Annotated in this window: 23 protein-coding genes; 14 read left to right on the forward strand and 9 right to left on the reverse strand. The window is 71.4% G+C overall.

Translation table 11 applies throughout. The features are described 5' to 3' along the window. The first annotated feature begins 88 nt into the window (after positions 1 to 88). Positions 89 to 1,426: a sensor histidine kinase gene (locus tag ACIBNA_RS22235; RefSeq protein ID WP_399166876.1), complete on the forward strand. Its 1,338-nt coding sequence runs from the start codon at positions 89 to 91 to the stop codon at positions 1,424 to 1,426. Beyond that, a complete protein-coding gene (locus ACIBNA_RS22240) occupies positions 1,423 to 2,088 on the forward strand; it encodes a response regulator (protein ID WP_399166877.1) in 666 nt (221 codons plus the stop codon). The genes ACIBNA_RS22235 and ACIBNA_RS22240 overlap by 4 nt, the downstream gene beginning before the upstream one ends. Positions 2,089 to 2,137: 49 nt before the next feature. Here ACIBNA_RS22240 and ACIBNA_RS22245 read toward each other — a convergent pair whose 3' ends face one another. After that, positions 2,138 to 2,515, reverse strand: coding sequence for an SH3 domain-containing protein (locus ACIBNA_RS22245; RefSeq protein WP_399166878.1), 378 nt, complete (start codon positions 2,513 to 2,515; stop codon positions 2,138 to 2,140). 137 nt (positions 2,516 to 2,652) lie between these two features. Between ACIBNA_RS22245 and ACIBNA_RS22250 the strand changes: the two genes are divergently transcribed. After that, complete coding sequence (locus ACIBNA_RS22250; RefSeq protein ID WP_399166879.1) at positions 2,653 to 3,873, forward strand: cytochrome P450; 1,221 nt, start codon at positions 2,653 to 2,655, stop codon at positions 3,871 to 3,873. A 165-nt stretch (positions 3,874 to 4,038) separates the two neighbouring features. Further along, positions 4,039 to 4,356: a Uma2 family endonuclease gene (locus ACIBNA_RS22255; RefSeq protein WP_399166880.1), complete on the forward strand. Its 318-nt coding sequence runs from the start codon at positions 4,039 to 4,041 to the stop codon at positions 4,354 to 4,356. Here ACIBNA_RS22255 and ACIBNA_RS22260 read toward each other — a convergent pair whose 3' ends face one another. Both ACIBNA_RS22260 and ACIBNA_RS22265 read right to left on the reverse strand, forming a co-directional pair. Next, entirely contained in the window at positions 4,357 to 5,955 is a 1,599-nt protein-coding gene (locus tag ACIBNA_RS22260; RefSeq protein WP_399166881.1) for an ABC transporter permease, read from the reverse strand. Then, positions 5,952 to 6,848, reverse strand: a complete 897-nt coding sequence (locus tag ACIBNA_RS22265; protein ID WP_399166882.1) for an ATP-binding cassette domain-containing protein — start codon at positions 6,846 to 6,848, stop codon at positions 5,952 to 5,954. The genes ACIBNA_RS22260 and ACIBNA_RS22265 overlap by 4 nt, the downstream gene beginning before the upstream one ends. Positions 6,849 to 6,921: 73 nt before the next feature. Here ACIBNA_RS22265 and ACIBNA_RS22270 point away from each other — a divergent pair, with 73 nt between their 5' ends. After that, positions 6,922 to 7,419 (forward strand): GbsR/MarR family transcriptional regulator, encoded by a 498-nt coding sequence (locus ACIBNA_RS22270; RefSeq protein WP_399166883.1) that lies wholly within the window; start codon positions 6,922 to 6,924, stop codon positions 7,417 to 7,419. A gap of 14 nt (positions 7,420 to 7,433) precedes the next feature. On the opposite strand, the gene ACIBNA_RS22275 is transcribed toward ACIBNA_RS22270, so the two are convergent. After that, on the reverse strand, positions 7,434 to 8,297 hold the full coding sequence (locus ACIBNA_RS22275; protein WP_399166884.1) for a diacylglycerol kinase family protein: 864 nt from the start codon (positions 8,295 to 8,297) through the stop codon (positions 7,434 to 7,436). 185 nt (positions 8,298 to 8,482) lie between these two features. Here ACIBNA_RS22275 and ACIBNA_RS22280 point away from each other — a divergent pair, with 185 nt between their 5' ends. Together ACIBNA_RS22280 and ACIBNA_RS22285 are read left to right on the forward strand one after the other, a co-directional pair. Continuing rightward, positions 8,483 to 9,766 carry an adenylosuccinate synthase gene (locus ACIBNA_RS22280; RefSeq protein WP_274817956.1) on the forward strand — a complete coding sequence of 428 codons (1,284 nt, stop codon included), beginning with the start codon at positions 8,483 to 8,485 and terminating at the stop codon, positions 9,764 to 9,766. Between the two features lie 191 nt (positions 9,767 to 9,957). Beyond that, positions 9,958 to 10,248, forward strand: coding sequence for a DUF3303 family protein (locus tag ACIBNA_RS22285; protein ID WP_399166885.1), 291 nt, complete (start codon positions 9,958 to 9,960; stop codon positions 10,246 to 10,248). A gap of 3 nt (positions 10,249 to 10,251) precedes the next feature. Here ACIBNA_RS22285 and ACIBNA_RS22290 read toward each other — a convergent pair whose 3' ends face one another. The 3 genes from ACIBNA_RS22290 to ACIBNA_RS22300 form a co-directional block, all read right to left on the reverse strand. Next, positions 10,252 to 10,902 carry a hypothetical protein gene (locus ACIBNA_RS22290; RefSeq protein WP_274817958.1) on the reverse strand — a complete coding sequence of 217 codons (651 nt, stop codon included), beginning with the start codon at positions 10,900 to 10,902 and terminating at the stop codon, positions 10,252 to 10,254. A 122-nt stretch (positions 10,903 to 11,024) separates the two neighbouring features. Next, a complete protein-coding gene (locus ACIBNA_RS22295; protein WP_399166886.1) occupies positions 11,025 to 11,726 on the reverse strand; it encodes a GntR family transcriptional regulator in 702 nt (233 codons plus the stop codon). Between the two features lie 139 nt (positions 11,727 to 11,865). After that, a complete protein-coding gene (locus tag ACIBNA_RS22300; protein ID WP_399166887.1) occupies positions 11,866 to 13,221 on the reverse strand; it encodes an aspartate aminotransferase family protein in 1,356 nt (451 codons plus the stop codon). A gap of 174 nt (positions 13,222 to 13,395) precedes the next feature. On the opposite strand from ACIBNA_RS22300, the gene ACIBNA_RS22305 reads away from it, so the two are divergent. The 4 genes from ACIBNA_RS22305 to ACIBNA_RS22320 all read left to right on the forward strand — a co-directional run bounded on the left by ACIBNA_RS22305 (position 13,396) and on the right by ACIBNA_RS22320 (position 18,067). Beyond that, entirely contained in the window at positions 13,396 to 14,013 is a 618-nt protein-coding gene (locus tag ACIBNA_RS22305) for a type 1 glutamine amidotransferase family protein (protein ID WP_399166888.1), read from the forward strand. Beyond that, positions 14,010 to 14,477, forward strand: coding sequence for a MarR family winged helix-turn-helix transcriptional regulator (locus tag ACIBNA_RS22310; protein ID WP_399166889.1), 468 nt, complete (start codon positions 14,010 to 14,012; stop codon positions 14,475 to 14,477). Before ACIBNA_RS22305 ends, ACIBNA_RS22310 begins: the two co-directional genes overlap by 4 nt. A 79-nt stretch (positions 14,478 to 14,556) precedes the next feature. Beyond that, positions 14,557 to 16,566, forward strand: coding sequence for a serine/threonine-protein kinase (locus tag ACIBNA_RS22315; RefSeq protein WP_399166890.1), 2,010 nt, complete (start codon positions 14,557 to 14,559; stop codon positions 16,564 to 16,566). Positions 16,567 to 16,669: 103 nt separating this feature from the next. Next, on the forward strand, positions 16,670 to 18,067 hold the full coding sequence (locus ACIBNA_RS22320) for a M20/M25/M40 family metallo-hydrolase (protein WP_399166891.1): 1,398 nt from the start codon (positions 16,670 to 16,672) through the stop codon (positions 18,065 to 18,067). A 29-nt stretch (positions 18,068 to 18,096) separates the two neighbouring features. Here ACIBNA_RS22320 and ACIBNA_RS22325 read toward each other — a convergent pair whose 3' ends face one another. Beyond that, positions 18,097 to 18,852, reverse strand: a complete 756-nt coding sequence (locus ACIBNA_RS22325; protein ID WP_399166892.1) for an SLATT domain-containing protein — start codon at positions 18,850 to 18,852, stop codon at positions 18,097 to 18,099. Positions 18,853 to 19,094: 242 nt separating this feature from the next. Between ACIBNA_RS22325 and ACIBNA_RS22330 the strand changes: the two genes are divergently transcribed. The 3 genes from ACIBNA_RS22330 to ACIBNA_RS22340 all read left to right on the forward strand — a co-directional run bounded on the left by ACIBNA_RS22330 (position 19,095) and on the right by ACIBNA_RS22340 (position 20,788). Continuing rightward, positions 19,095 to 19,436, forward strand: a complete 342-nt coding sequence (locus tag ACIBNA_RS22330) for a YbaB/EbfC family nucleoid-associated protein (RefSeq protein ID WP_399166893.1) — start codon at positions 19,095 to 19,097, stop codon at positions 19,434 to 19,436. A gap of 100 nt (positions 19,437 to 19,536) precedes the next feature. After that, complete coding sequence (gene recR / locus ACIBNA_RS22335; RefSeq protein ID WP_399166894.1) at positions 19,537 to 20,136, forward strand: recombination mediator RecR; 600 nt, start codon at positions 19,537 to 19,539, stop codon at positions 20,134 to 20,136. After that, positions 20,129 to 20,788, forward strand: coding sequence for a DUF5063 domain-containing protein (locus ACIBNA_RS22340; protein WP_399166895.1), 660 nt, complete (start codon positions 20,129 to 20,131; stop codon positions 20,786 to 20,788). Before recR ends, ACIBNA_RS22340 begins: the two co-directional genes overlap by 8 nt. 107 nt (positions 20,789 to 20,895) lie before the next feature. Here ACIBNA_RS22340 and ACIBNA_RS22345 read toward each other — a convergent pair whose 3' ends face one another. Then, complete coding sequence (locus ACIBNA_RS22345) at positions 20,896 to 21,822, reverse strand: hypothetical protein (RefSeq protein WP_399166896.1); 927 nt, start codon at positions 21,820 to 21,822, stop codon at positions 20,896 to 20,898. Positions 21,823 to 21,898 lie beyond the last annotated feature (76 nt).

Here is a 21,898-nt window from a genome sequence, read left to right on the forward strand (position 1 = left end):
CGGGGACCCGTAGTACCTGAGAGGGACGCCGGGGAACCCCTCTCACTGGGGACGACCGCGACCCGGGGGTGCGCATACCGTTCTGTACGTGACCGAGACGACTCACATGCAGACCACGCCGCCGGGGGACGGGGCCCAGATGCGCAGCCCCGAGTACCGAGTGGCCGTGGACTCCCTGCGCGGGCTGCGGCAGGACCTCATCCACGACGCGTTCGCCTACCGGCCGCTGCCGCGCAGGAGCACCGACGGGCGGATCATCCGGCGGCTGCCCGGCCGCCTGCGGGAGTACGCGACCTGGACGCCGCACGCACTGATAGCCATGGCGGCCCTGTTCGCCCTATTCCTCTCCAGCGTCGACACCGATGGCGAGCTGCTGCTGGTCGCGCCGCTGACCGTGCTTCCGGTCCTGCTGACCATGATCCGGCCGGTCGGAGCGTTCTGGGCGTCCATGGCCTTCACGCCGCTGGCCGCCGTGCTCGGCAGCAACGGCGAATGGCCATGGGCCCCCGCCAGCTTCGCCTGCCATCTGACCGTGCTGACGGTCGTGGCCATACGCACCAGGCCGCGTGCGGCCGGGTGGATGTGGGCCCTGACGGCGCTGTACGCCCTGATCGCGGACAGCGGCATCGGCCCGACCTACCTGTACGGCACCAACTCCGCCCCCATGCTGGTCTTCTCGGCCATGATCCTCCTCTGCGTCACCGTCTGGCACATCCGCCGCCACGCGGAGCAGGAGGTCACCGCCCAGCAGACGGTCACCGCGCACGAGCGCTCCCGCCGCACCCTGCTGGAGGAGCGCACGACGATCGCCCGCGAGCTGCACGACGTGGTCGCCCACCACATGTCGGTGGTCGCCATCCAGGCGGAGGCCGCGCCCTACCGGGTGGAGAACCCGCCGCCGGAGCTGGAGAAGGCCTTCGCCACGATCCGGGAGAACGCGGTGGCGGCCCTGACCGAGCTGCGCCGCGTCCTGGGCGTCGTCCGCGCCGAGGACTACGAGGCCCCGGACGCCCCGCAGCCCACGCTCGCCGACCTGGAAGGGCTGCTGGCCAATGTGCGGGAGGCCGGACTGGGTGTCGACAAGGTGGTGACCGGCGCGGTGCGCGAGCTGCCGCAGGGCGTGGAACTGTCGGCGTACCGGATCGTGCAGGAGGCCCTGAGCAACACCCTGCGGCACGCGCCGGGTGCGAGCGCCCGCGTCGAGATCGGATACGTTCTCGGGGGCCTGGGCCTGCGCATAGTCAACGGCCCGCCGCCGAACCCCGGCCTGATCAAGCCCTCGCCGGGCGCCGGGCACGGCATCACGGGCATGCGGGAGCGCGTGACGATGCTGAACGGCGAGATGACGGCGGGCCGGACGGACGACGGAGGCTACGAGGTGGCGGTGTTCCTGCCGGTCGCCCTGCCGGACGAGGATGACGCATGACCATTCGCGTGCTGATCGCGGACGACCAGATGATGGTGCGCGAGGGCTTCTCGGTCCTGCTGAACGCAATGCCGGACATGGAGGTCGTCGGCGAGGCGGTGAACGGCCGGGAGGCCGTCGCGAAGGTCCGCGAACTCGCCCCGGACGTCGTGCTGATGGACATCCGCATGCCCGAGCTGAACGGCATAGAGGCGACCCGCGAGATCGTCGCCGCCGACGGTGCGGCGAAGGTGCTGGTGCTCACCACCTTCGACCTCGACGAGTACGTCTACCAGGCGCTGCGCGCGGGAGCCTCCGGCTTCCTCCTCAAGGACGCCTCGGCCCGCCAGCTCGCCGACGGCGTGCGGGTCGTGGCATCCGGTGAGGCCCTCCTGGCCCCCTCGGTGACCAGGCGCCTGATCACCGAGTTCTCCAAGCTCTCCGAGACCCCGCGCCTCATGCCCTCCGCGCAGGCGGCGTACGGCGACCTCACCGACCGGGAGACGGAGGTGCTGGTCCTCATCGCACAGGGCCTGTCGAACGCGGAGATCGCCGAGCGGCTGGTGGTCGCCGAGTCGACGATCAAGACGCATGTCAGCCGGATCCTGGTGAAGCTGGGGCTCAGGGACCGGACGCAGGCGGCGGTGTTCGCCTACGAGGCGCGGCTGGTGACGCCCGGCTAGCCGGGGACGTCGCCCCGCAGGCCCTCGGGCCCGGGGGCGACGGGCCGGATCAGTCCAGCTGCATCGGCACGCAGTCGCTCACGTACGACTTGTTGACCCAGCCGGTGGTGCCCTTGGCCAGCCCGCTCTTGGACTTCTGGCCCAGCTTCAGCTTGATCCAGGAGCCCTTGGTGCCGACCTTCTTGCCCCAGTCGTTCTTGTGGAGGATGCCCTTGGACTTGTAGCCGGTGCCGGGGCCCGTGCGGAAGTTCACGCCACTGCTCTTGTAGACGTAGTAGTAGACGCGCGGCTTGCACGGCATCTCGGCGGCGGTGGCGGCCGGGGCGCTGGTCGCGACCGCGCCGGCGGTCAGCGACAGGGCCAGCACGGCCGAGGCGGCCAGTCGTGCGGGGACGCGGGTGCGGAACTCGGCTCGCTGCTGTGTCATGAAGTTCTTTCCTTGCGAAGGCATGTGCCGCTCAGTCGGCACGCACAGCTTAACGATCTTGGTCTGGATGGCTGACCCTGCCTGTCCTGCCGGAACACCCCTGGTCAGATGGGCGGATGTGGGGCTAGCGTCCGTCCATGGCAGCTGCTTTTGACCTCGCGTTCGACCCGTGGGACCCGGCGTTCCTCGCCGACCCGTACCCCGCCTACGCCGAGCTGCGTGCCCGGGGCCGCGCGCACTACTACGAGCCCACGAACCAGTGGCTCGTCCCGCACCACGCGGACGTCTCGGCGCTGCTGCGGGACCGGCGCCTGGGCCGGACGTACCTGCACCGGTTCACGCACGTGGAGTTCGGCCGCACCGCGCCCCCGCCGGAGCAGGAGCCGTTCCACACGCTCAACGACCACGGGATGCTCGACCTGGAGCCGCCGGACCACACCCGGATCCGGCGCCTGGTGTCGAAGGCGTTCACGCCGCGCACGGTGGAGCGGCTGAAGCCGTACGTGCGGGGCCTGGCGGACGAGCTCGCCTCGGCCCTGGTCGAAGAAGGCGGCGGCGACCTGCTGAAGGACGTAGCCGAGCCCCTCCCGGTGGCGGTGATCGCCGAGATGCTCGGCATCCCGGAGTCCGACCGGGCCCCGCTGCGTCCCTGGTCGGCGGACATCTGCGGGATGTACGAGCTCAACCCGTCCGAGGAGACGGCGACGAAGGCGGTCAGGGCGTCGGTGGAGTTCTCCGACTACCTGCGCGAGCTCATCGCGGCCCGCCGCAAGGAACCGGGCGAGGACCTCATCTCGGGCCTGATCGCGGCCCATGACGAGGGAGACCGCCTCACCGAGCAGGAGATGATCTCGACGGCCGTCCTCCTCCTCAACGCCGGTCACGAGGCGACGGTGAACTCCACGGTCAACGGCTGGTACGCCCTGTTCCGCAACCCGGCCCAGCTGGAGCTGCTGCGCGCGGACCACACGCTCATCCCCTCCGCCGTGGAGGAACTGATGCGCTACGACACCCCGCTCCAGCTCTTCGAGCGCTGGGTCCTGGACGACATCGAACTCGCCGGCACGACGATCCCGCGCGGCGCGGAAGTCGCCCTGCTCTTCGGCTCCGCCAACCATGACCCGACGGTGTTCGAGACCCCGTCCGCCCTGGACCTGACCCGCCAGGACAACCCCCACATCTCCTTCAGCGCCGGCATCCACTACTGCATCGGCGCACCGCTGGCCCGCATCGAACTGGCGGCGTCGATGGGGGCGTTGCTGGAGCGGGCCCCGACCCTGCGACTGGCCGCCGAGCCGGTCCGCAAGCCGAACTTCGTGATCAGGGGGCTGGAGGGGCTGGCCGTGGAGATGGGCTGATCACCCGTTTCGGATGATCACTGAGCGATTCCGGGTGATCGGTGCCGGTGGCCCGGTCACGCTGGTGCCTGCCTGCGGAGGGAGGCACCATGACGGTTATGGCAGAGCGCGCGTCGTCTCAGTTGTCGGTGGCCATGTTCGAGCGGATCGCGGAGTTCGCCGAGCGTGAGGACGAGACCCGGAAAGGGCGACTGGGCCGACCCCGACGGCGTGCTGATGGCCGTCGAGGTCACGTCGTACGACTCGGACACCCACAACCGCGATCGTGTGGAGAAGCCCCGGACGTACGGCGAGGCCGGTGTCCCCGTCTATCCGCTGATCGACCGTGATCACCTGTCGGTCCTCGTGCACAGTGACCCGGACCCGGACCCGGAGGTGGGCTACCGGACCACTCGCATGTCCAAACTCGGTGGGAAGGTCGCCCTCCCCGACCCGGTCGGCATCGAACTCGACACCGCGGAGCTCAAGCAATACGCCGACTGATCACGTCGTCATGTCCCGCCTCCGCAATCCCGCCAGCCCCGCAGCCACCAGCACCACAGCCAGCGCGGTCAGCACCACCACCGGCCCCCACTCCATGGATCCTCCCGGCAACTTCGGCAGATGCCCGAACGGCGAGAGATCCAGCACCGCCTGCGGTACATCCAGCGCAGGCCCGACCCAGCCGATCAGCAGCACCGCCCCGGCGGCCACCCACGCCGCCATGGCCCCCCGCGGCAGCACGCCGTGCAGCAGCACCGCCACCCCGCCGATCACCCACACCGCCGGCAGCTGCACCAGGCACGCCCCCAGGATCGGCCCGGTCTCCTTGCCGTAGCCGGCGGCCAGGCCCAGGCCGGCCAGGAGCATGATGAGCGCCGAACCGCCGAAGGCGATCACCAGGTGGCCCGCGGCCCACCGCAGGCGCCCGACCGCGTTCGCCAGGACCGGTTCAGCCCGGCCGGAGGTCTCCTCGCCGTGCAGGCGGAGCACCGACGCCACGATGTACAGCGCGGCGACCAGGCCGAGCATGCCGACCATCGACGCCAGGAACGCGTCCGTCAGGCCGGACCGGCCGCCCATCCGCTCGAAGATCCGCCGGGCGTTCTCGTTGTCCCCGACCAGGTCGGCCGCGCCCTCGGTCATGCCGCCGTAGACGCCCCCGGCGAGGAGGAACCCGATGCTCCAGCCCAGCACGCTGCCCCGCTGCAACCGCCAGGCCAGCGCGCCCGCACTGCCCAGGCGGCCGGTCGCCGGGCCCGGCCGGGTGGGCAGGAAGCTCATGCCGAGGTCCCGGCGGCCCGCCAGCCCGTACGCCACCGCGCCCTGCAGGAGGACCGCACCGGCGAGCAGCGCCAGCACCCACCAGCGTTCGTCCGCGTACGGCCGCAGGTTCTCCAGCCAGCCCAGCGGCGACAGCCAGGTCAGCACCGACGAACCGTCGTCCGTCGCCGAGTCGCCCGCCGCGCGCAGCACGAACGCGGCGCCCAGCACCGCCGCCGTCAGACCACGGGCCAGCCGCGCGCTCTCCGTCAGCTGGGCGACGATCGCCGCCATCGTGGCGAAGACCATCCCGACACCGGCGATGCCGAGGCCCAGGGCCAGTGCCCCGGCCGCCCCCTGTCCGGCCAGGCCGACCGTCAGCAGCAGCGCCAGCACCCCGTTCGCGACCACCGCCGCCAGCAGGGCCGCCGTCAGGGAGGCCCGGCGGCCCACCATCCCGGACGCCACCAGCTCCTGACGGCCGCTCTCCTCCTCGTCCCGGGTGTGCCGTACGACGACCAGCAGGCTCGTCACGGCCGCCAGGGCGCCCGCGTAGACGCCGGCCCGCCAGGCCGTCAGCGCGCCCAGCGAGTCGCCGAAGACCGGACCGACCATCGCGCGCAGCGAGGAGTTGGCCTCCATCTGCCGGATCAGGTCGGCGCGTTCGGCCGGGGTGCCGTAGAGGCCCTCCAGGGTGTTCGGCATGGAGAGGACCATCAGGGCGTTCACCGCGATCCACACCGGGATCATCAGCCGGTCCCGGCGCAGGGCGAACCGCAGCAGCGTGCCCGTCCCGGCCAGCTGGCGTGAGCTGCCGGGCCTCACCGCGAAGGCCGTCATCGGGTAGCCGCCTCGTCCTGGTAGTGCCGCAGGAACAGTTCCTCCAGCGTCGGCGGCGTCGACGTCAGCGACCGTACGCCCGACTCGCTCAGGGACCGCAGGACGGCGTCCAGCCCGTCGGTGTCGACCTGGAGCCGGACCCGGCGCCCCTGCACGTCGAGGTCGTGGACGCCGGGCAGGTTCGCCAGCCCGTCGGGGGAGGCCGCGAGTTCGGCCGTCACGCTCGTACGGGTCAGATGGCGCAGGTCGGCGAGCGAACCCGACTCGACCGTGCGGCCTTTGCGGATGATGCTCACCCGGTCGCACAGCTCCTCGACCTCGCTCAGGATGTGGGAGGAGAGCAGGATCGTGCGGCCCCGGTCGCGCTCCTCGGCCACACAGCGCTGGAAGACCTCCTCCATCAGCGGGTCCAGGCCCGAGGTCGGCTCGTCCAGGATCAGCAGGTCGACGTCCGAGGCGAACGCGGCGACCAGGGCGACCTTCTGCCGGTTGCCCTTGGAGTACGTGCGGCCCTTCTTGGTCGGGTCGAGTTCGAACCGCTCGATCAGCTCCGCGCGGCGCCGGGGGTCCAGCCCACCGCGCAGCCTGCCGTACAGGTCGATGACCTCGCCGCCGGAGAGGTTGCGCCACAGCGTCACGTCCCCGGGGACGTAGGCGATACGGCGGTGCACCTCCACCGCGTCCGACCAGGGGTCGTGGCCGAGCACCTGTGCGGCGCCCGAGTCGGCGCGCAGCAGGCCGAGCAGGACCCGGATGGTGGTGGACTTGCCCGAGCCGTTGGGGCCGAGGAAGCCGTGGACCTCGCCGGAGGCGACCTCCAGGTCGAGCCCGTCCAGCGCGTGGGTCCGCCCGAAGGACTTGTGCAGTCCGGAGACGGTGAGGGCCTTCGTCATGCTTCAGAACGTACGTCTGCTTCAGAAATTTGTGAAGTTAAGGAAGCGTATAAATCGTCGATAGGATGGGCGCATGAGGGAATCAGCCGGGGCGGACCGGAACGCGCAGGCCGTGTCGAGGTTCGTCGAGTCCTTCGCGGCGCAGCTCGTCGAGGCCGGGATGCCGCGGATGCCCGCCCGGGTCTTCGCCGCTCTCCTCTCCTCGGACGAGGGCTCGATGACCTCCGCCGGACTGGGAGAACAGCTGCGCATCAGCCCCGCGGCGGTGTCCGGGGCGGTGCGCTACCTGGCCCAGACGCACATGGTCTCGCGCGAACGGGAGCCCGGCTCCCGCCGGGAGCGCTACCGGGTGCACGGCGACCAGTGGTACGAGGCCCTGACCAACCGCGACGCCGTCCTCAAGCGCTGGGAGGCGGCCCTGCGCGAGGGCGTCACCAGCCTCGGCGCCGACACCCCGGCCGGCCGCCGCATGTCCGAGACGCTCGCCTTCTTCGAGTTCCTGGAGAGCGAACTCGCGGAGCTGATGGAGCGCTGGCGGGTGCAACGGGAGAAGACGTTCGGGCAGGAATGACGCGAGGGTGCGGTTCACGGCGCGGCCGGCACCGTCAGCCCCCAGGCCCCCTCCCGGACCACCCACGTCCGGGTCCGTACCGGCCCCGACACCACCGTGTCCGCCCGGTAGCGGAAGTGGGCCCCCGACACCGTCACCGTCCGGCCCTCGGCGAGCAGGGGTGAGGCCTCGGCGCCCACCGACACCGGGCGGACCTCCACCGACGCCACACCGGAGGCCGAGGGCGACACCGACACCGCCTCGACCGGCTGGTTCAGGTCGACGAGGGTTTCGCCGTCGACCTCGACCCGCAGCCGGGAGGGGCCGGGCTCGGGAGCGGAGGCGAGCCGCGACGGGCGGGAGGCCGGGACCAGGGTGCGTACCAGGGACTGGCAGGTCCGCAGCCAGGGGCGGCCCGGCTCGGCCTCGGGGTCCGGCGCCTGCGGGCCTGCCTGCACCGGCGGTATCCGCAGTGCGCCGAGCACCACCCCGTCGCTGTCGTCGACCAGCAGGTCCATCCGCCGCTCGACCCCGTCGAGCACCGCCCGCGCCGCCGCCACCGTCCCCGTCGGCACCCCCAGCGACCGGGCGAGGGACAGCACGTCCCCGACCGGCACCACCGACAGTGCACATCCGGCCAGCTCCCGATGCCGGTGCAAAAGCGACACCGCGCGGATCAGGGCCCGGTCGTCACCGACCACGACCGGGCGCCGCGAGCCCCGCCGGGCCAGCGCCCGGGCGAACTCCTCCGGCCCCTCCGGCAGGCACAGCTTCACGGCCGCACCCGCTCCGAGCACGTCTTTCGCGATCCGTACGGACTCGCCGTCGGACCGACGGGCGACCGGGTCGATGACCACCAGCAGCTGCTCGGACGTCGCGGAAGTCGCCACCTCGGCCATGCCTCGCTTCCTCGGGTAGCATCTTTGTGCAAGAGCCCCTTGCGCTATTGCGCCAGGGGCTTCGTCTATTCCGGGGCATCCGGTCCGACGGTTGGCGGCCAACGGCGGTCGCGGTGCACGCGGCGGAGATCCGCCGCGTTCGCCCTCGACCATGGACATGCCCCGCCCGGAAGGGGTGTACGCGCGTGCCCGCACTTGTGCTGCTCGGTGCTCAGTGGGGTGACGAAGGCAAGGGAAAGGCCACCGACCTGCTCGGTGGCTCGGTGGATTATGTAGTGCGCTACCAGGGCGGCAACAACGCCGGCCACACCGTGGTCGTGGGCGACCAGAAGTATGCCCTCCACCTCCTCCCTTCCGGAATCCTGTCCCCCGGCTGCACGCCGGTCATCGGTAACGGTGTCGTCGTCGACCCGTCGGTCCTGCTCTCCGAGCTGAGCGGTCTGAACGAGCGTGGTGTCGACACCTCCAAGCTCCTCCTCAGCGGAAACGCGCACATCATCACGCCGTACAACGTCACGGTCGACAAGGTGACGGAGCGCTTCCTCGGCAAGCGGAAGATCGGCACGACCGGACGCGGTATCGGTCCGACCTACGCCGACAAGATCAACCGCGTCGGCATCCGCGTGCAGGACCTGTACGACGAGTCGATCCTCACGCAGAAGGTCGAGGCGGCCCTCGACGTCAAGAACCAGATCCTCACCAAGCTCTACAACCGGCGCGCGATCGCCGTCGACCAGGTCGTCGAGGAGCTGCTGGGCTACGCCGACAAGCTCGCGCCGTACGTCGCCGACACCGTCCTGGTCATCAACCAGGCGCTGGAGGAGGACAAGGTCGTCCTGTTCGAGGGCGGCCAGGGCACGCTCCTCGACATCGACCACGGCACGTATCCCTTCGTCACCTCCTCGAACCCGACCGCGGGCGGCGCCTGCACGGGCGCGGGCGTGGGCCCGACGAAGATCAGCCGGGTCATCGGCATCCTCAAGGCCTACACGACCCGCGTCGGCGCGGGCCCGTTCCCGACGGAGCTGTTCGACGAGGACGGCGAGGCCCTGCGCCGCATCGGCGGCGAGCGCGGTGTCACCACCGGCCGTGACCGGCGCTGCGGCTGGTTCGACGCGGTGATCGCCCGCTACGCGACCCGGGTGAACGGCCTGACCGACTTCTTCCTCACCAAGCTCGACGTCCTCACCGGCTGGGAACAGATCCCGGTCTGCGTGGCGTACGAGATCGACGGCAGGCGCGTCGAGGAGCTTCCGTACTCCCAGACGGACTTCCACCACGCCAAGCCGGTCTACGAGATGCTGCCGGGCTGGAGCGAGGACATCAGCAAGGCCAAGTCCTTCGCCGACCTGCCGAAGAACGCCCAGAGCTACGTCAAGGCGCTGGAGGAGATGTCCGGCGCCCCGATCTCCGCGATCGGCGTGGGCCCGGGCCGGGACGAGACGATCGAGATCAAGTCGTTCCTGTAGCCGGACCGAGCGGCATACGCCCTGCGTCCCGGCGACCCTCGTGGTCGCCGGGACGTTCTGCTGTCTGCTCCTGATGGAGCAATCAAGGGGCTTGAAGGGCAAATCGGGTCATACGCTGAGCTTGCGATTCGCAGCAGACACCACCCCGACGAGACAGACACCACCCCGATGAGACAGAGGAAGTGAGTGCTATGCGCGTGATGCTCAAGGCGACGCTGGACACGGACAAGGGCAACGAGGCGATCCGGGGCGGCAAGATGCCGCAGCTCATGCAGGAGGCCATGGAGAAGCTCAGGCCGGAGGCGGCCTACTTCGGCCCCGAGGGCGGTCGCAGGACCTGCTTCATGGTCTTCGACATGCAGGACAGCTCCCAGATGCCTCCCGCGCTGGAGCCGTTCTTCACCGGCCTCAACGCCGAGGTCGAGGTGTTCCCGGTCATGAACAGCGACGACCTGCAGAAGGGGCTGTCCCAGCTGCGCTGACGCTCAGCTGAAGACGATCATCGACCCCTGGGCCAGACTCCGCGTCACGGCCGCGTGCAGGCCGAGCCAGACGTGGCGCTCCCTGGCGAAGGGGCTGGGATCGTAGGGGGCCGGGACCGCGGGTTCCTCCAGTTCTGTGGGCACGAGCGGCGGTTGGGGCGGCGCCGGCGGATTGGCCGGGTCGATGCCGATGGCCGGCGCGACCAGCTCCAGCTCCCGCAGCAGGGCGTGGGAGGAGCCCAGCGGACCGCCGCCCGCGAGGAGCTCGTCGTCGGCGAGCGGGCTGGGGAAGTCGACGGGGACGTACGCACCCGCGTGGTCGTAGTGCCAGACGAGGTGCGACTGCTGGGCCGTCGACTCGAACATCTCCAGCAACTGCTCGTAGTCGCCGCCGAGTTCGTCCACGGGCGTCACCGGCAGCCCGCACACCTGGAGCAGATAGGCGCGGCGCAGGAAGTGCAGCGCGTCGTAGTCGAAGCCCGCGACCGGGGCGACGTCGCCCGACAGGCCCGGCATGTACTGGTACACCGGCACCGGCGGCAGCCCGGCCTCGGCGAGCACCTTGTTGTATTGCGCGAGTTCCTCGGCGAACGGGTTGTCCGGCGTGTGGCACAACACGTCGACGAGCGGTACCAGCCACAGGTCACAGGCCAAAGAAGGCTCCTCGCTCAGCTCGTTGGTCGGGTGGCGCGGTGGTCAGGGAAGGGTATCGGTGCGGCACGGAAGCGGCTCCTGCCGTGCATGTCCCATACCCATACGAACACATGCGACGCAGGTCATCCTGAGGCGAGGCGCTCGATCAGGGCGATGGAGTGGGCGTTGTAGTCGGCGATGATCGACCGGGCGGTGTCGTTGTCGCGGGCGATCAGGGCGTCGACCAGTTCGGTGTGACCGGCCCACAGCTCGCCGCGCAGGTCGGTGAGCCGACGCAAGTGCTGCACCGCGCAGACCCAGCTCTGAACGCGCAGCCGGTTCAGGAAGTCGGCGAGGTAGGGGTTGCCGAAACAGGCGCCGAGCTCGCGCCAGAAGCGCAGGTCGTAGCCGATGAGGACGGTGAGATCACCGGCGGCGGCGGCCCGCTGCGCCTCCTCGCCGCGCCTGCGGACCCCGGCGACGACGGCGGCGGCCCGGGGGTCGTCGGGCCGCACGGCGCCGGGATGCCCCTCGCTCAGCGCGAGGAACATCCCCTCGATGACCAGGCCGCGGGCCTCGATCATGCCGCGGAAGTCCTCGACCGAGTACTCGTGGACGCGGAAGCCGCGGTGCTGGTCGGCGTCGAGGAGCCCCTGCGCGGAGAGGTCGACCAGCGCCTCCCGGACCGGCGTGGCGGACACCCCGTACTGCTCGGCGATCTCCTTGACCGTGAACTCCTGCCCCGGCTGGAGCCGCCCCGCCAGCACCTCGTCACGAAGCGCGTCGGCGATCTGCTGCCGCAGGGTGCTGCGCGTCACGGCGCCGTTGCCGGAGCTGCGGGGCATGGTCAGAGCGTCTCCCTCGTCGCGTTCGGGGGCCGTGCACGTATATGTCTACGGGCACGCCACCTTACGCGTTCGAACGAGGGGCGAGATGGTCGGCTACTGACGGGTTGTGGTCGGCTGCTGGCGGGATTACGGCTGTTTACTCCGTGTATTCGTCCGCCACCGAGAGCGCCGCGTCCAGGGTCGCGAGCCCCTCCTTCAGCTCCGCCTCGGTGATGTTGCAGGGCGGCACCACATGCGTCCGGTTCATGTTCACGAACGGCCACAGCCCGCCCGCCTTCGCGGCGGCGGCGAAGGCGGCCATCGGCGCGTTCGCCTCCCCGGCCGCGTTGTAGGGCACCAGCGGTTCCCGCGTCTGCCGGTTCCGGACCAGTTCCAGCGCCCAGAACATGCCGACACCGCGCACCTCGCCCACGCTCGGGTGCCGCGCGGCCAGCTCACGCAGTTCCGGCCCGAGGACGGACGCGCCCAGCCCGGCCGCGTTCTCCACGATGCCCTCCTTGGCCATGACGTTGATCGTCGCGACGGCCGCGGCGCACGCCAGCGGATGCCCGGAGTACGTCAGACCACCGGGGTAGGGCCGCTTCCCGAAGGTCTCCGCGATCGCGCCGGAGATCGCGACACCGCCCAGCGGCACGTATCCGCTGTTCACGCCCTTGGCGAAGGTCAGCAGGTCGGGCGTGACGTCGAACAGGTCCGCCGCGAACCACTCACCGGTCCGCCCGAACCCGGCCATGACCTCGTCCAGGACGAAGACGATCCCGTACTTGTCGCACAGCTCCCGCACCCCGGCGAGATAGCCGGGCGGCGGGACCATGATCCCGGCCGTCCCCGGGATCGTCTCCAGGATGATCGCCGCGACGGTCGAGGGCCCCTCGAAGGCGATCGTGGTCTCCAGGTGCTCCAGCGCCCGCGCGCACTCCTGCTCCTCGGTCTCCGCGTAGAAGCGGGAGCGGTAGAGGTAGGGCGCCCAGAAGTGCACGACCCCGGCGGTGCCGCTGTCGGAGGCCCAGCGGCGCGGGTCGCCGGTGAGGTTGACGGCCTGCTGCGTACCGCCGTGGTACGAGCGGTACGCCGAGAGCACCTTCGGGCGGCCGGTGTGCAGCCGGGCCATCCGGATCGCGTGCTCGACGGCGTCGGCGCCGCCGTTGGTGAAGAAGATCTTGTTCAGGTCGCCCGGGGTCCGCTCGGCGATCAGCCGGGCCGCCTGCGACCGCGCCTCGACCGCGAACGCGGGCGCGAAGGTCGTCATCGTCGCCGCCTGCTCCTGGATCGCGGCGACGACCTCGGGGTGCTGGTAGCCGATGTTCGTGAAGACGAGCCCGCTGGAGAAGTCGAGGTAGCGCCGGCCGTCGTAGTCCCAGAAGTACGACCCCTGCGCCCCGGCGACGGCGAGCGGGTCGATGAGCTCCTGAGCGGACCAGGAGTGGAACACATGGTCACGGTCGGCGGCCTTGACGGCGGCACCGGCTTCGGGGTTCGGCTGAGGGGTCATGCGGGCGAGCGTAGGTGCGGGGGAGAGGGCGGTGAAATCGGCGGCCTGTCTGCCGTCGGCGGCATTCCGCGACAGGTTGTACAGGTGAGGCGTCGGATGTTGACAGTGTGCTGTCTGAATGTCAGGATGCTGTCATATCTACTTCGGGTGGGAGCTCGGGTTTCAGGAGGAGCCATGAACGCCATCGCAGACCGCAAGCCCGTCCATCTCGCCGTCTACGACACCCTCGCCGACTGGGAGACGGGCCACGCCACGGCCCATCTCGCCCGCGCCGGACACCGGATCCGCACCGTCGGCCCGTCCACGGACCCGGTCACCAGCATCGGCGGACTGCGCATCCAGCCCGACACGGCCCTGGACGAGGTGCGGCCCGAGGACAGCTCCCTGCTGATCCTCCCGGGCGCCGACCTCTGGGACGCGGGCGACGACCTGGCACCCTTCGCCCGCAAGGCCCGGGCGTTCCTGGTGGCGGGCGTGCCGGTCGCCGCGATCTGCGGGGCCACCGCCGGGCTCGCCCGGGAAGGCCTGCTCGACGACCGGGCCCACACCAGCGCGGTCTCCTTCTACCTGGCCGCGACCGGCTACGCGGGCGGCGAGCGCTACGTCGAGGCCGACGCCGTCACCGACGGAAACCTCGTCACCGCCGGCCCGACCGAGCCCGTCGCCTTCGCCCGGGAGATCTTCCGGCTGCTCGGTGTGTACGAGGGCGAGGTGCTCGACGCCTGGTACCGGCTGTTCCACGACTCCGACGCGGCGGCGTACGCCGTGCTGGAGAAGGCCGGGGCGGCATGAGCCGGGAGCGTCAGGACCTGCTCAGCCGCAGCGCCCTCGGGGTGTTCCGGCTGAACGGCCAGTTCCTCGCCGTGGCGGAGGAACTGGCCCGGCCGGCCGGGCTCACCGCCGCCTGGTGGCAGGTGCTCGGCGCGGTCCTCGGCGAGCCGCTGCCCGTCTCCGGCATCGCCCGCGCCATGGGCATCACGCGGCAGAGCGTGCAGCGCATCGCCGACCTGCTGGTGGAGCGCGGGCTCGCCGAGTACCGGCCGAACCCCGCGCACCGCCGCGCCAAGCTCCTCGCGCCGACCGAGGAGGGGCGTGCGGCGATCGCCCGTATCGGCCCCGGGCACGCGGCGTTCGCCGACCGGCTGGCCGAGGCGTTCGGGGAGGCGGAGCTGGCGGAGGCGGTGCGGGTGCTGGAACGGCTGTCGAAGGTGCTCGACCAGGAGGGGCTGCCCGTCCCGCCTGTTACGGAACCGTAGACATCGCCCAGGTCACCCCGCCCGGGCCCCGCACTATTCTCGATCCGTTGCTCACGTGTGGGGGGAAGGCGGCTGAGCGATGGAGAAGCTGGGGCCCGGGGATCCGCTGGGGGTGCCCCCAGGCGTCAAGAGCATCGGTGCGTACCGGCTGCTGGCGCTGCTCGGTGCGGGTGGCATGGGGCACGTGTATCTGGCCCGCTCGGAGCGGGGTCGTACGGTCGCCGTGAAACTCGTGCGCGAGGAGCTGGCCGCGCAGGAGGAGTTCCGCGAGCGGTTTCGGCAGGAGGTGCAGGCCGCGCGGCGGGTCGGCGGGTACTGGACGGCGCCGGTGCTGGACGCGGACACCGAGGCGGCGGTGCCGTGGGTGGCCACCGGATACGTCGCCGGGCCGAGCCTGCAGCAGGTCGTCGGACACGACCACGGCGCCCTGCCCGAGCGGACGGTCCGCATCCTCGCGGCCGGGCTCGCGCACGCGCTGAAGGACATCCATGCCGCGGGCATCGTCCACCGCGACCTCAAGCCGTCCAACGTCCTGGTCACCATCGACGGCCCGCGCGTCATCGACTTCGGTATCGCCCGGGCCCTGCAGACCGTGACGGACGGCGGGCTCACCCGCACCGGCGCGCTCGTCGGATCGCCCGGGTTCATGGCGCCCGAGCAGGTGCGGGGCGACCGCATCACCCCCGCGTGCGACATCTTCTGCCTCGGCTCGGTCCTCGCCTACGCTGCCACCGGCGCCCTGCCCTTCGGCACCGCCAACAGCGGCGTGCACGCCCTGATGTTCCGCATCGCCCAGGAGGAACCGGACCTGGAGGGCGTCCCCGAGGGCATCGCCGACCTGGTCCGTGACTGCCTGCGCAAGGACCCCGCCGCACGCCCGTCCCTCGACCGCATCCTGGAGCGCACCGGCGCCGACGACACCGTCTCCGACGGCCGCGCCCTCGACCCCTGGCTGCCGAGCGCCCTGGTCGCCCAACTCGGGCGGCACGCGGTGCGGTTGCTGGACGCGGAGGATCCGGAAGGGGAGGCCGCAGGGGAGCGGGCCGGTGGCGCCGGCCTCCCAGACCTCCCTGTGGAGCAGCGGGGTTCCGGTCCTGACGAGAGCCCCGGCCCCGACCCGACACCCGAGCACGCCCCCGCCGCCGACGAATCGTCCCCGGGCCCCGCGTTGCCCCCGGCCCCCGCGACGGCGCCCGCCGCGCCCGGCGGCCCGCCCCCGCCGGGCCGCCCGGGCGAGGGCCCGGCGCTGAACCATCTGCCCACCATGGTCGTCGGCCCGAGCACCGCCCCGGCGCCCCAGCAGACCCCGGGCGCGCCGTCCCACCCGCAGGCACCTCCGCCCCCGTACCCGGCATACGGCTACCCCCAGCAGCACCCCCACCCCGGCGCCCCGGGCGCCGCCCCGCCGTACCACCCCGCCTACGGCGGCCTCGGCTCCACCCCGCCCTACGGCCCGCCGCCGTACGGCACGAGCCCGCCCTACGGCATGGCCCCGCCCTACGGTCCCCAGGGGCCGGCGCGAAGAAACGGCCGTTCCACCGCGCTGCTCGTCGTGATCGCCCTGGTCGTCGCGCTGGCAGCGGGCGGCTCCGTGTACGCGCTGATGAATGGCGGCGATGGCGGCCGGGCCGGCGGCGACCCCACCCCCACGCAGAGCACCGGCGCGCCCCCGACCACGCCGGGCCCGTCCCCGACGACCTCGGCGCCGGACACCTCCGCCTCTCCGACGGACGGCTCGATCCCGACGGCGTACCTGGGCACCTGGACCACGACCATCGACAACGCCGACGGCCGGCACACCCGCCGGCTGACCATCCAGCAGGGCGAGCCCGGCGACACGGTCCTGTCCCTCGTGGCCGACGGCCCCACGAAGGGGGGCGGCAGCTACCACTGCGTCTTCGAGGGCGAACTGACCGACGCCCCCGACGCCGGCGGCCCGGTGAGGATCGGCCCGTCCACCGTGACCGTCGGGCAGCCGCGCACGGCCTGCACCCCGGGCGCCGCCACCGAGATCACCGTCCTTTCGGACGGCACGCTCCAGCGCGTGAACTCAAGCAGCGGGGAGAGGCTGACGTACACGAGGCAGTGACCGGAGGCGGCGACCGAGCTTCTCCCCGCACCCTCTTGCCGAGACTTGGCGTGTCCACAACCATGTTGCGGAGTCGGCCGGCACCCCAGCCCCGGGAGGACGCATGCGCCCCAGCAGAAGAACGGTCCTGACCGCGACGGCGGCGTTAGGGGCGGCAGGGGCGGCGGCGGGCACGGCCGAGGCCGCGTCGCAGCCGGAAGCCGGGCGCCCCCCTGCCACGGCCCAGCGCCCCACCCGCGAACTCCGCGCCCTGCTGCGGGAGATCGACACGGACCGCATCGAGCGCACGGTCCGCAAGCTTGTCTCCTTCGGCACCCGCCACACCCTCTCCTCCCAGGACGATCCGGCACGCGGCATCGGCGCGGCCCGGGACTGGCTCCTCTCCGAACTGCGCACGTACGCCGCCGCGTCCGGCGGCCGGATGACGGTGGAGCTCCAGTCGTACGTCCAGGAACCTGCCCCGCGCATCCCGGCCCCCACGCGCATCACGAACGTCGTCGCCACCCTGCGCGGCTCGGTCACCCCCGACCGCGTCCACGTCGTCGCCGGGCACTACGACTCCCGCGTCACGGACGTCATGGACGCCACGTCCGACGCACCCGGCGCGGACGACGACGCCTCGGGCGTGGCCGTGGTCCTGGAACTGGCCCGGGTCATGGCCAGACGCCGCCCGGCGTCGACGATCGTCTTCGCGGCGGTGGCGGGGGAGGAGCAGGGCCTGTACGGATCGGGCCACATGGCGCAGCAGCTCAAGGCCGCCGGGGCGGACGTCCAGGGGATGTTCACCAACGACATCGTCGGCAGCTCCACGGCCGACGACGGCACGCGGGACCCGTACACGATCCGCCTGTTCGCCGAGGGCGTCCCGTCCTCCGAGACCGGGGAACAGGCGGCGATACGCCGCTCGGTGGGTGGCGAGAACGACTCCGCGACCCGCCAGCTGGCCCGCTTCGTCCGCGACGTGGCCGACAACGACGCGACCGGCATGCACGTCCGGGTGATCTACCGCCGCGACCGCTATCGCCGGGGCGGCGACCACATCCCGTTCCTCGAACGCGGCTACCCGGCCGCCCGCTTCACCGAACCGGCCGAGGACTTCGCCCACCAGCACCAGGACGTACGCGTCGACGACACGGGCAAGCAGTACGGCGACCTGCCGGAGTTCTGCGACTTCGGCTTCATCGCGAGGGTGGCCCGGGTCAACGCGGCGACCCTGTGGACCCTCTCCCAGGCCCCCGGTACGCCGAGGGACGCGAAGATCGTCACGTCGACCCTCACGAATTCCACGGAGCTGGTCTGGAGCCGGGGCACGGAGCCCGACCTGGCCGGCTACGAGGTGGTCTGGCGCGAGACAACGGCCCCCGAGTGGACCCACGTCATCCCGGTGGGCGACGCGACGACCCACGAGGTGGACCTGTCGAAGGACAACGTGTTCTTCGGCGTAAGGGCGGTAAACCGGGCTGGTCTACGTAGCCCCGTGGCGTTTCCCGACCCCGCTTGACCGCGGGCGTTCAGCAAACCAACGCCCGCTCACCGCGGCTCCGGCGGCCGCTGCCGAGGCATGTTCGGCCTCGCACCACCCCCCGGCGGCACGGAGAACCGCCCATGGAAACCCCCCGCCTCGCCCCCGCGCCCACCCCCCGAGAACACCACCGCCTGCAACCCCACGGGCGCATCCCCGCTCCGAAACTCCCCCACCCACTCCGCCGTCTCCCCCCGCACCAGCTCACTCACATCCTCGGAGAACCTCCGCAACACCCCGAGACACCGCTCGGCCGCCTCGCTCGCCGTCCCCTCCGCCGGCCCCAGAACCTCCCGTACGCACTCCGCCGCCCAGTCGAACTGAAGCGCCTGCAACCGGCGCTGGACGGCCTGCGCGGTAGCCACATCCCGCATCCACCCCGACGTCACCCCGAAGTACCGGTCGCCGGCCACACACGCCACCCCCAGCAGCAGCGCCAGACACCCCCAGGGCGCGATCCCGCCCGCGACCCCGGTCAGATCCAGCAGGGGCAGCGCGACCCCGGTGACCGCCCCCACCGCGGCCCCACAGCGCAGCACCCGCGCGCACCGCCGCTTCCACACCCGGTCCTCGAGATACCAGGCCGCCGTCTGCAGCGCCCCGCGCTCCACCCACCGGTACAGCTCGTCCAGCCGGACCGCCGGCTCCCCCCAGTCCCCGAGCGGAAAGGCCCGCCCGGTCAGATCGCCCGGCCGCAGCCGGGCCGCCCCCTCGCCCCGTCCGTCCTGAGGCGGCCCCTCGGGCTGCATCTCCGGCTGACCCACCCGGCACTCCCTACTGACCACGCTGCGTGACAAGCGACACACACGACGCACACGCGCCGGATCCTTCCTACCCCCCAATGGGTGGCGAGATGTAGCTTTCGCCGCTTTTCCGCCCGGAAGTATTCCTTGATCAGTTATAGGGCGCGAGCGGAACTCACCCGAAAGAGTGCTGGGGCGACGGCAGGCCCGACCACGTAGGCTCGTGCCGAACGGGAAAACCCGTACCGAGCAAGGAGCTGATCGTGATCCCCGGTGGTGGCCAGCCCAATATGCAGCAGCTGCTCCAGCAGGCCCAGAAGATGCAACAGGACCTGGCGCGGGCGCAGGAGGAACTGGCGCAGACGGAGGTCGACGGCCAGGCGGGCGGCGGCCTCGTGACCGCGACCGTCACCGGCGCCGGAGAGCTGCGCAACCTCAAGATCGACCCGAAGGCGGTGGACCCGGAAGACACCGAGACCCTCGCCGACCTGGTCGTGGCGGCTGTGCACGCGGCCAACGAGAACGCGCAGGCGCTCCAGCAGGAGAAGCTGGGCCCGCTCGCGCAGGGGATGGGCGGCGGCGGCATCCCCGGTCTGCCGTTCTGAGACGCTCACCGCCTTCCTCGGACAGGCGGCTGACAACTACGGTACGTACGGGAAGGCCGTACGGCGCGAACGACCTCGATGACCCAGGAAAGGCAGTCCGTTGTACGAAGGCGTGGTCCAGGACCTGATCGACGAGCTGGGGCGGCTGCCCGGCGTCGGTCCGAAGAGCGCCCAGCGGATCGCCTTCCACATCCTGCAGGCGGAGCCCACGGACGTACGACGGCTCGCCCAGGCCCTCATGGAGGTCAAGGCCAAGGTCCGCTTCTGCGCGACCTGCGGCAACGTCGCGCAGGAAGAGCTGTGCAACATCTGCCGCGACCCCCGCCGCGACCCCGCCGTCGTCTGCGTCGTCGAGGAACCGAAGGACGTGGTGGCGATCGAGCGCACCCGTGAGTTCCGGGGCCGCTACCACGTCCTGGGCGGCGCGATCAGCCCGATCGACGGGGTGGGGCCGGACGACCTGCGGATCAGGGAACTCCTGGCGCGCCTGGCCGACGGCACGGTCACGGAACTCATCCTCGCCACGGACCCGAATCTCGAAGGCGAGGCGACGGCGACGTACCTCGCCCGCATGATCAAGCCCATGGGCCTGAAGGTCACCCGCCTGGCCAGCGGCCTCCCGGTGGGTGGCGACCTGGAATACGCGGACGAGGTGACCCTCGGTCGCGCCTTCGAGGGGAGACGACTCCTAGATGTCTGACGCCACGCTGCACGCGACCGACCAGAACCCGGATGACTTCGCCGTCCAGATCGCGGACCAGGTCGAGAGCTTCCTGGTCGCCGTCACGGAGATCGCGAAGGGCGACGAGCCGGAATCGGCCGTTCCCTTCCTGCTCCTGGAGGTCTCCCAACTCCTCCTGGCCGGCGGCCGCCTCGGCGCGCACGAGGACATCGTGCCGGACGAGCGCTACGAGCCCGACTCGGGCCCCGAGCCGGACGTCGACGAGCTCCGCGAGAACCTGGCCCGCCTCCTCGACCCCATCGACGTCTACTCGGAGGTCTTCGACCCCTACGAGCCCCGCAAGGCTCCGGTCCCGGCTCGTATCTCCGACGACCTCACCGACGTCATCACCGACCTGCGCCACGGCATGGCCCACTACCGGGCGGGCCGCACCACGGAGGCCCTGTGGTGGTGGCAGTTCTCCTACTTCTCCAACTGGGGCTCCACCGCCTCCGCGACCCTGAGGGCCCTCCAGTCGGTCCTCGCCCACGTCCGCCTCAACCAGCCCCTGGCCGAACTCGACGGCCTGGACACGGACCAGGCCATGGGCGACGACACCCTGGAGATCGAGGCGGGCCGGGTGATGGTGGAGGAGATCGCGGAGCCGCTGGGCATTCGCCCGGCCAAGTAGCCCACCGGCCCGTCACGGCCGCCGCGCGGCCATGGCGGCGCCGCGACGTCACCGGCCCACGGCGGGTGCGATCTTGGCCTTCATGAGTGCCCGGTTCCGACCGTGGTTCAGCTCCAGCTCGGCGAGGGACCGTTCGGCTCCCCGTACGGCACGGGTCGGCCGGTGAACGCGTCCAGCAGAATACGGGTGCCGACCTGCCGGGCCAGTTTGACGGGCACATTCTTGCCGCTCATCTGGCCGGTGCAGGGGCCTGTTTCCGCCCCGATGATGGATGCGGACAGTACTACGCTGCCACTCGTTTCCAGTACGTCCACGGCAGGGCCGTTGTCGCAGGATCCGTGGTTGGCCACCACGGTGACGGACCTTCCGTCTCCGGCTATCTCAACCAGCCGTTGGAGCGACCACAGCTCACCGGAGGGAACACTTGCGGCCGGCTTGATCGGCGGTTCGGGGAGCTTGGACGGCCTGACGGCGACCCGCTTGAGCGGGGTGTCGTAGCCTTCCAGTGTGAACAGCCAGGCCGGAACGGTCGCCGGTCCGCGGTTGGTGACCAGGGTCATCTCGCCCAGACGCGCCCCCGTCACGATCAAGTGCGGGCCGGGGCTGCTGTCGCGGTCCAGGGCCTCGTATGCCTGCCGCGCTCCCATAAGCGGCAGGGTAAGCGCATCCCCGCTCTTCCATTGCACCTGCCCATCCCCGTGCGGGCCGGCAGGTAGCTCGCCGCGCAGGACGAAGTTCTTGGTCTGGTAGGCGCGTTCATCGACTGCGTTGCTCAGGCCGTTCTCCGGCAGCTGGACAGCTTCCCCCAACGGGTAATAGCCCTTACGCCACTCCTCTGCGGCCTTGGAGCCGTCCCACGCCTTGGCGACCTCGCGGGCACGGGCCTCTCGCTTCGGCGCCGTGGCGGCGTCGCGGATTTCCATGCCGCGGCCATCGCCCTTCTCACTGCCGCAGGCGGTGATGGCAGCAGTTCCCACGGTGAACAGGAGAATCGCGACAAGCAGGTTGACTCTGTGCCTGGTGTTGGTGCGCATGGTCCCCCCCGGGGACTGACGATGACAGGCGGAAGCTATGCGGTGAGTGCCGCAGGCTTGTATTCATCTGACGTGG

It is taken from the genome of Streptomyces sp. NPDC050164 (assembly GCF_044459945.1).
GTDB classification, from domain to species: Bacteria; Actinomycetota; Actinomycetes; order Streptomycetales; family Streptomycetaceae; genus Streptomyces; species Streptomyces coeruleorubidus_A.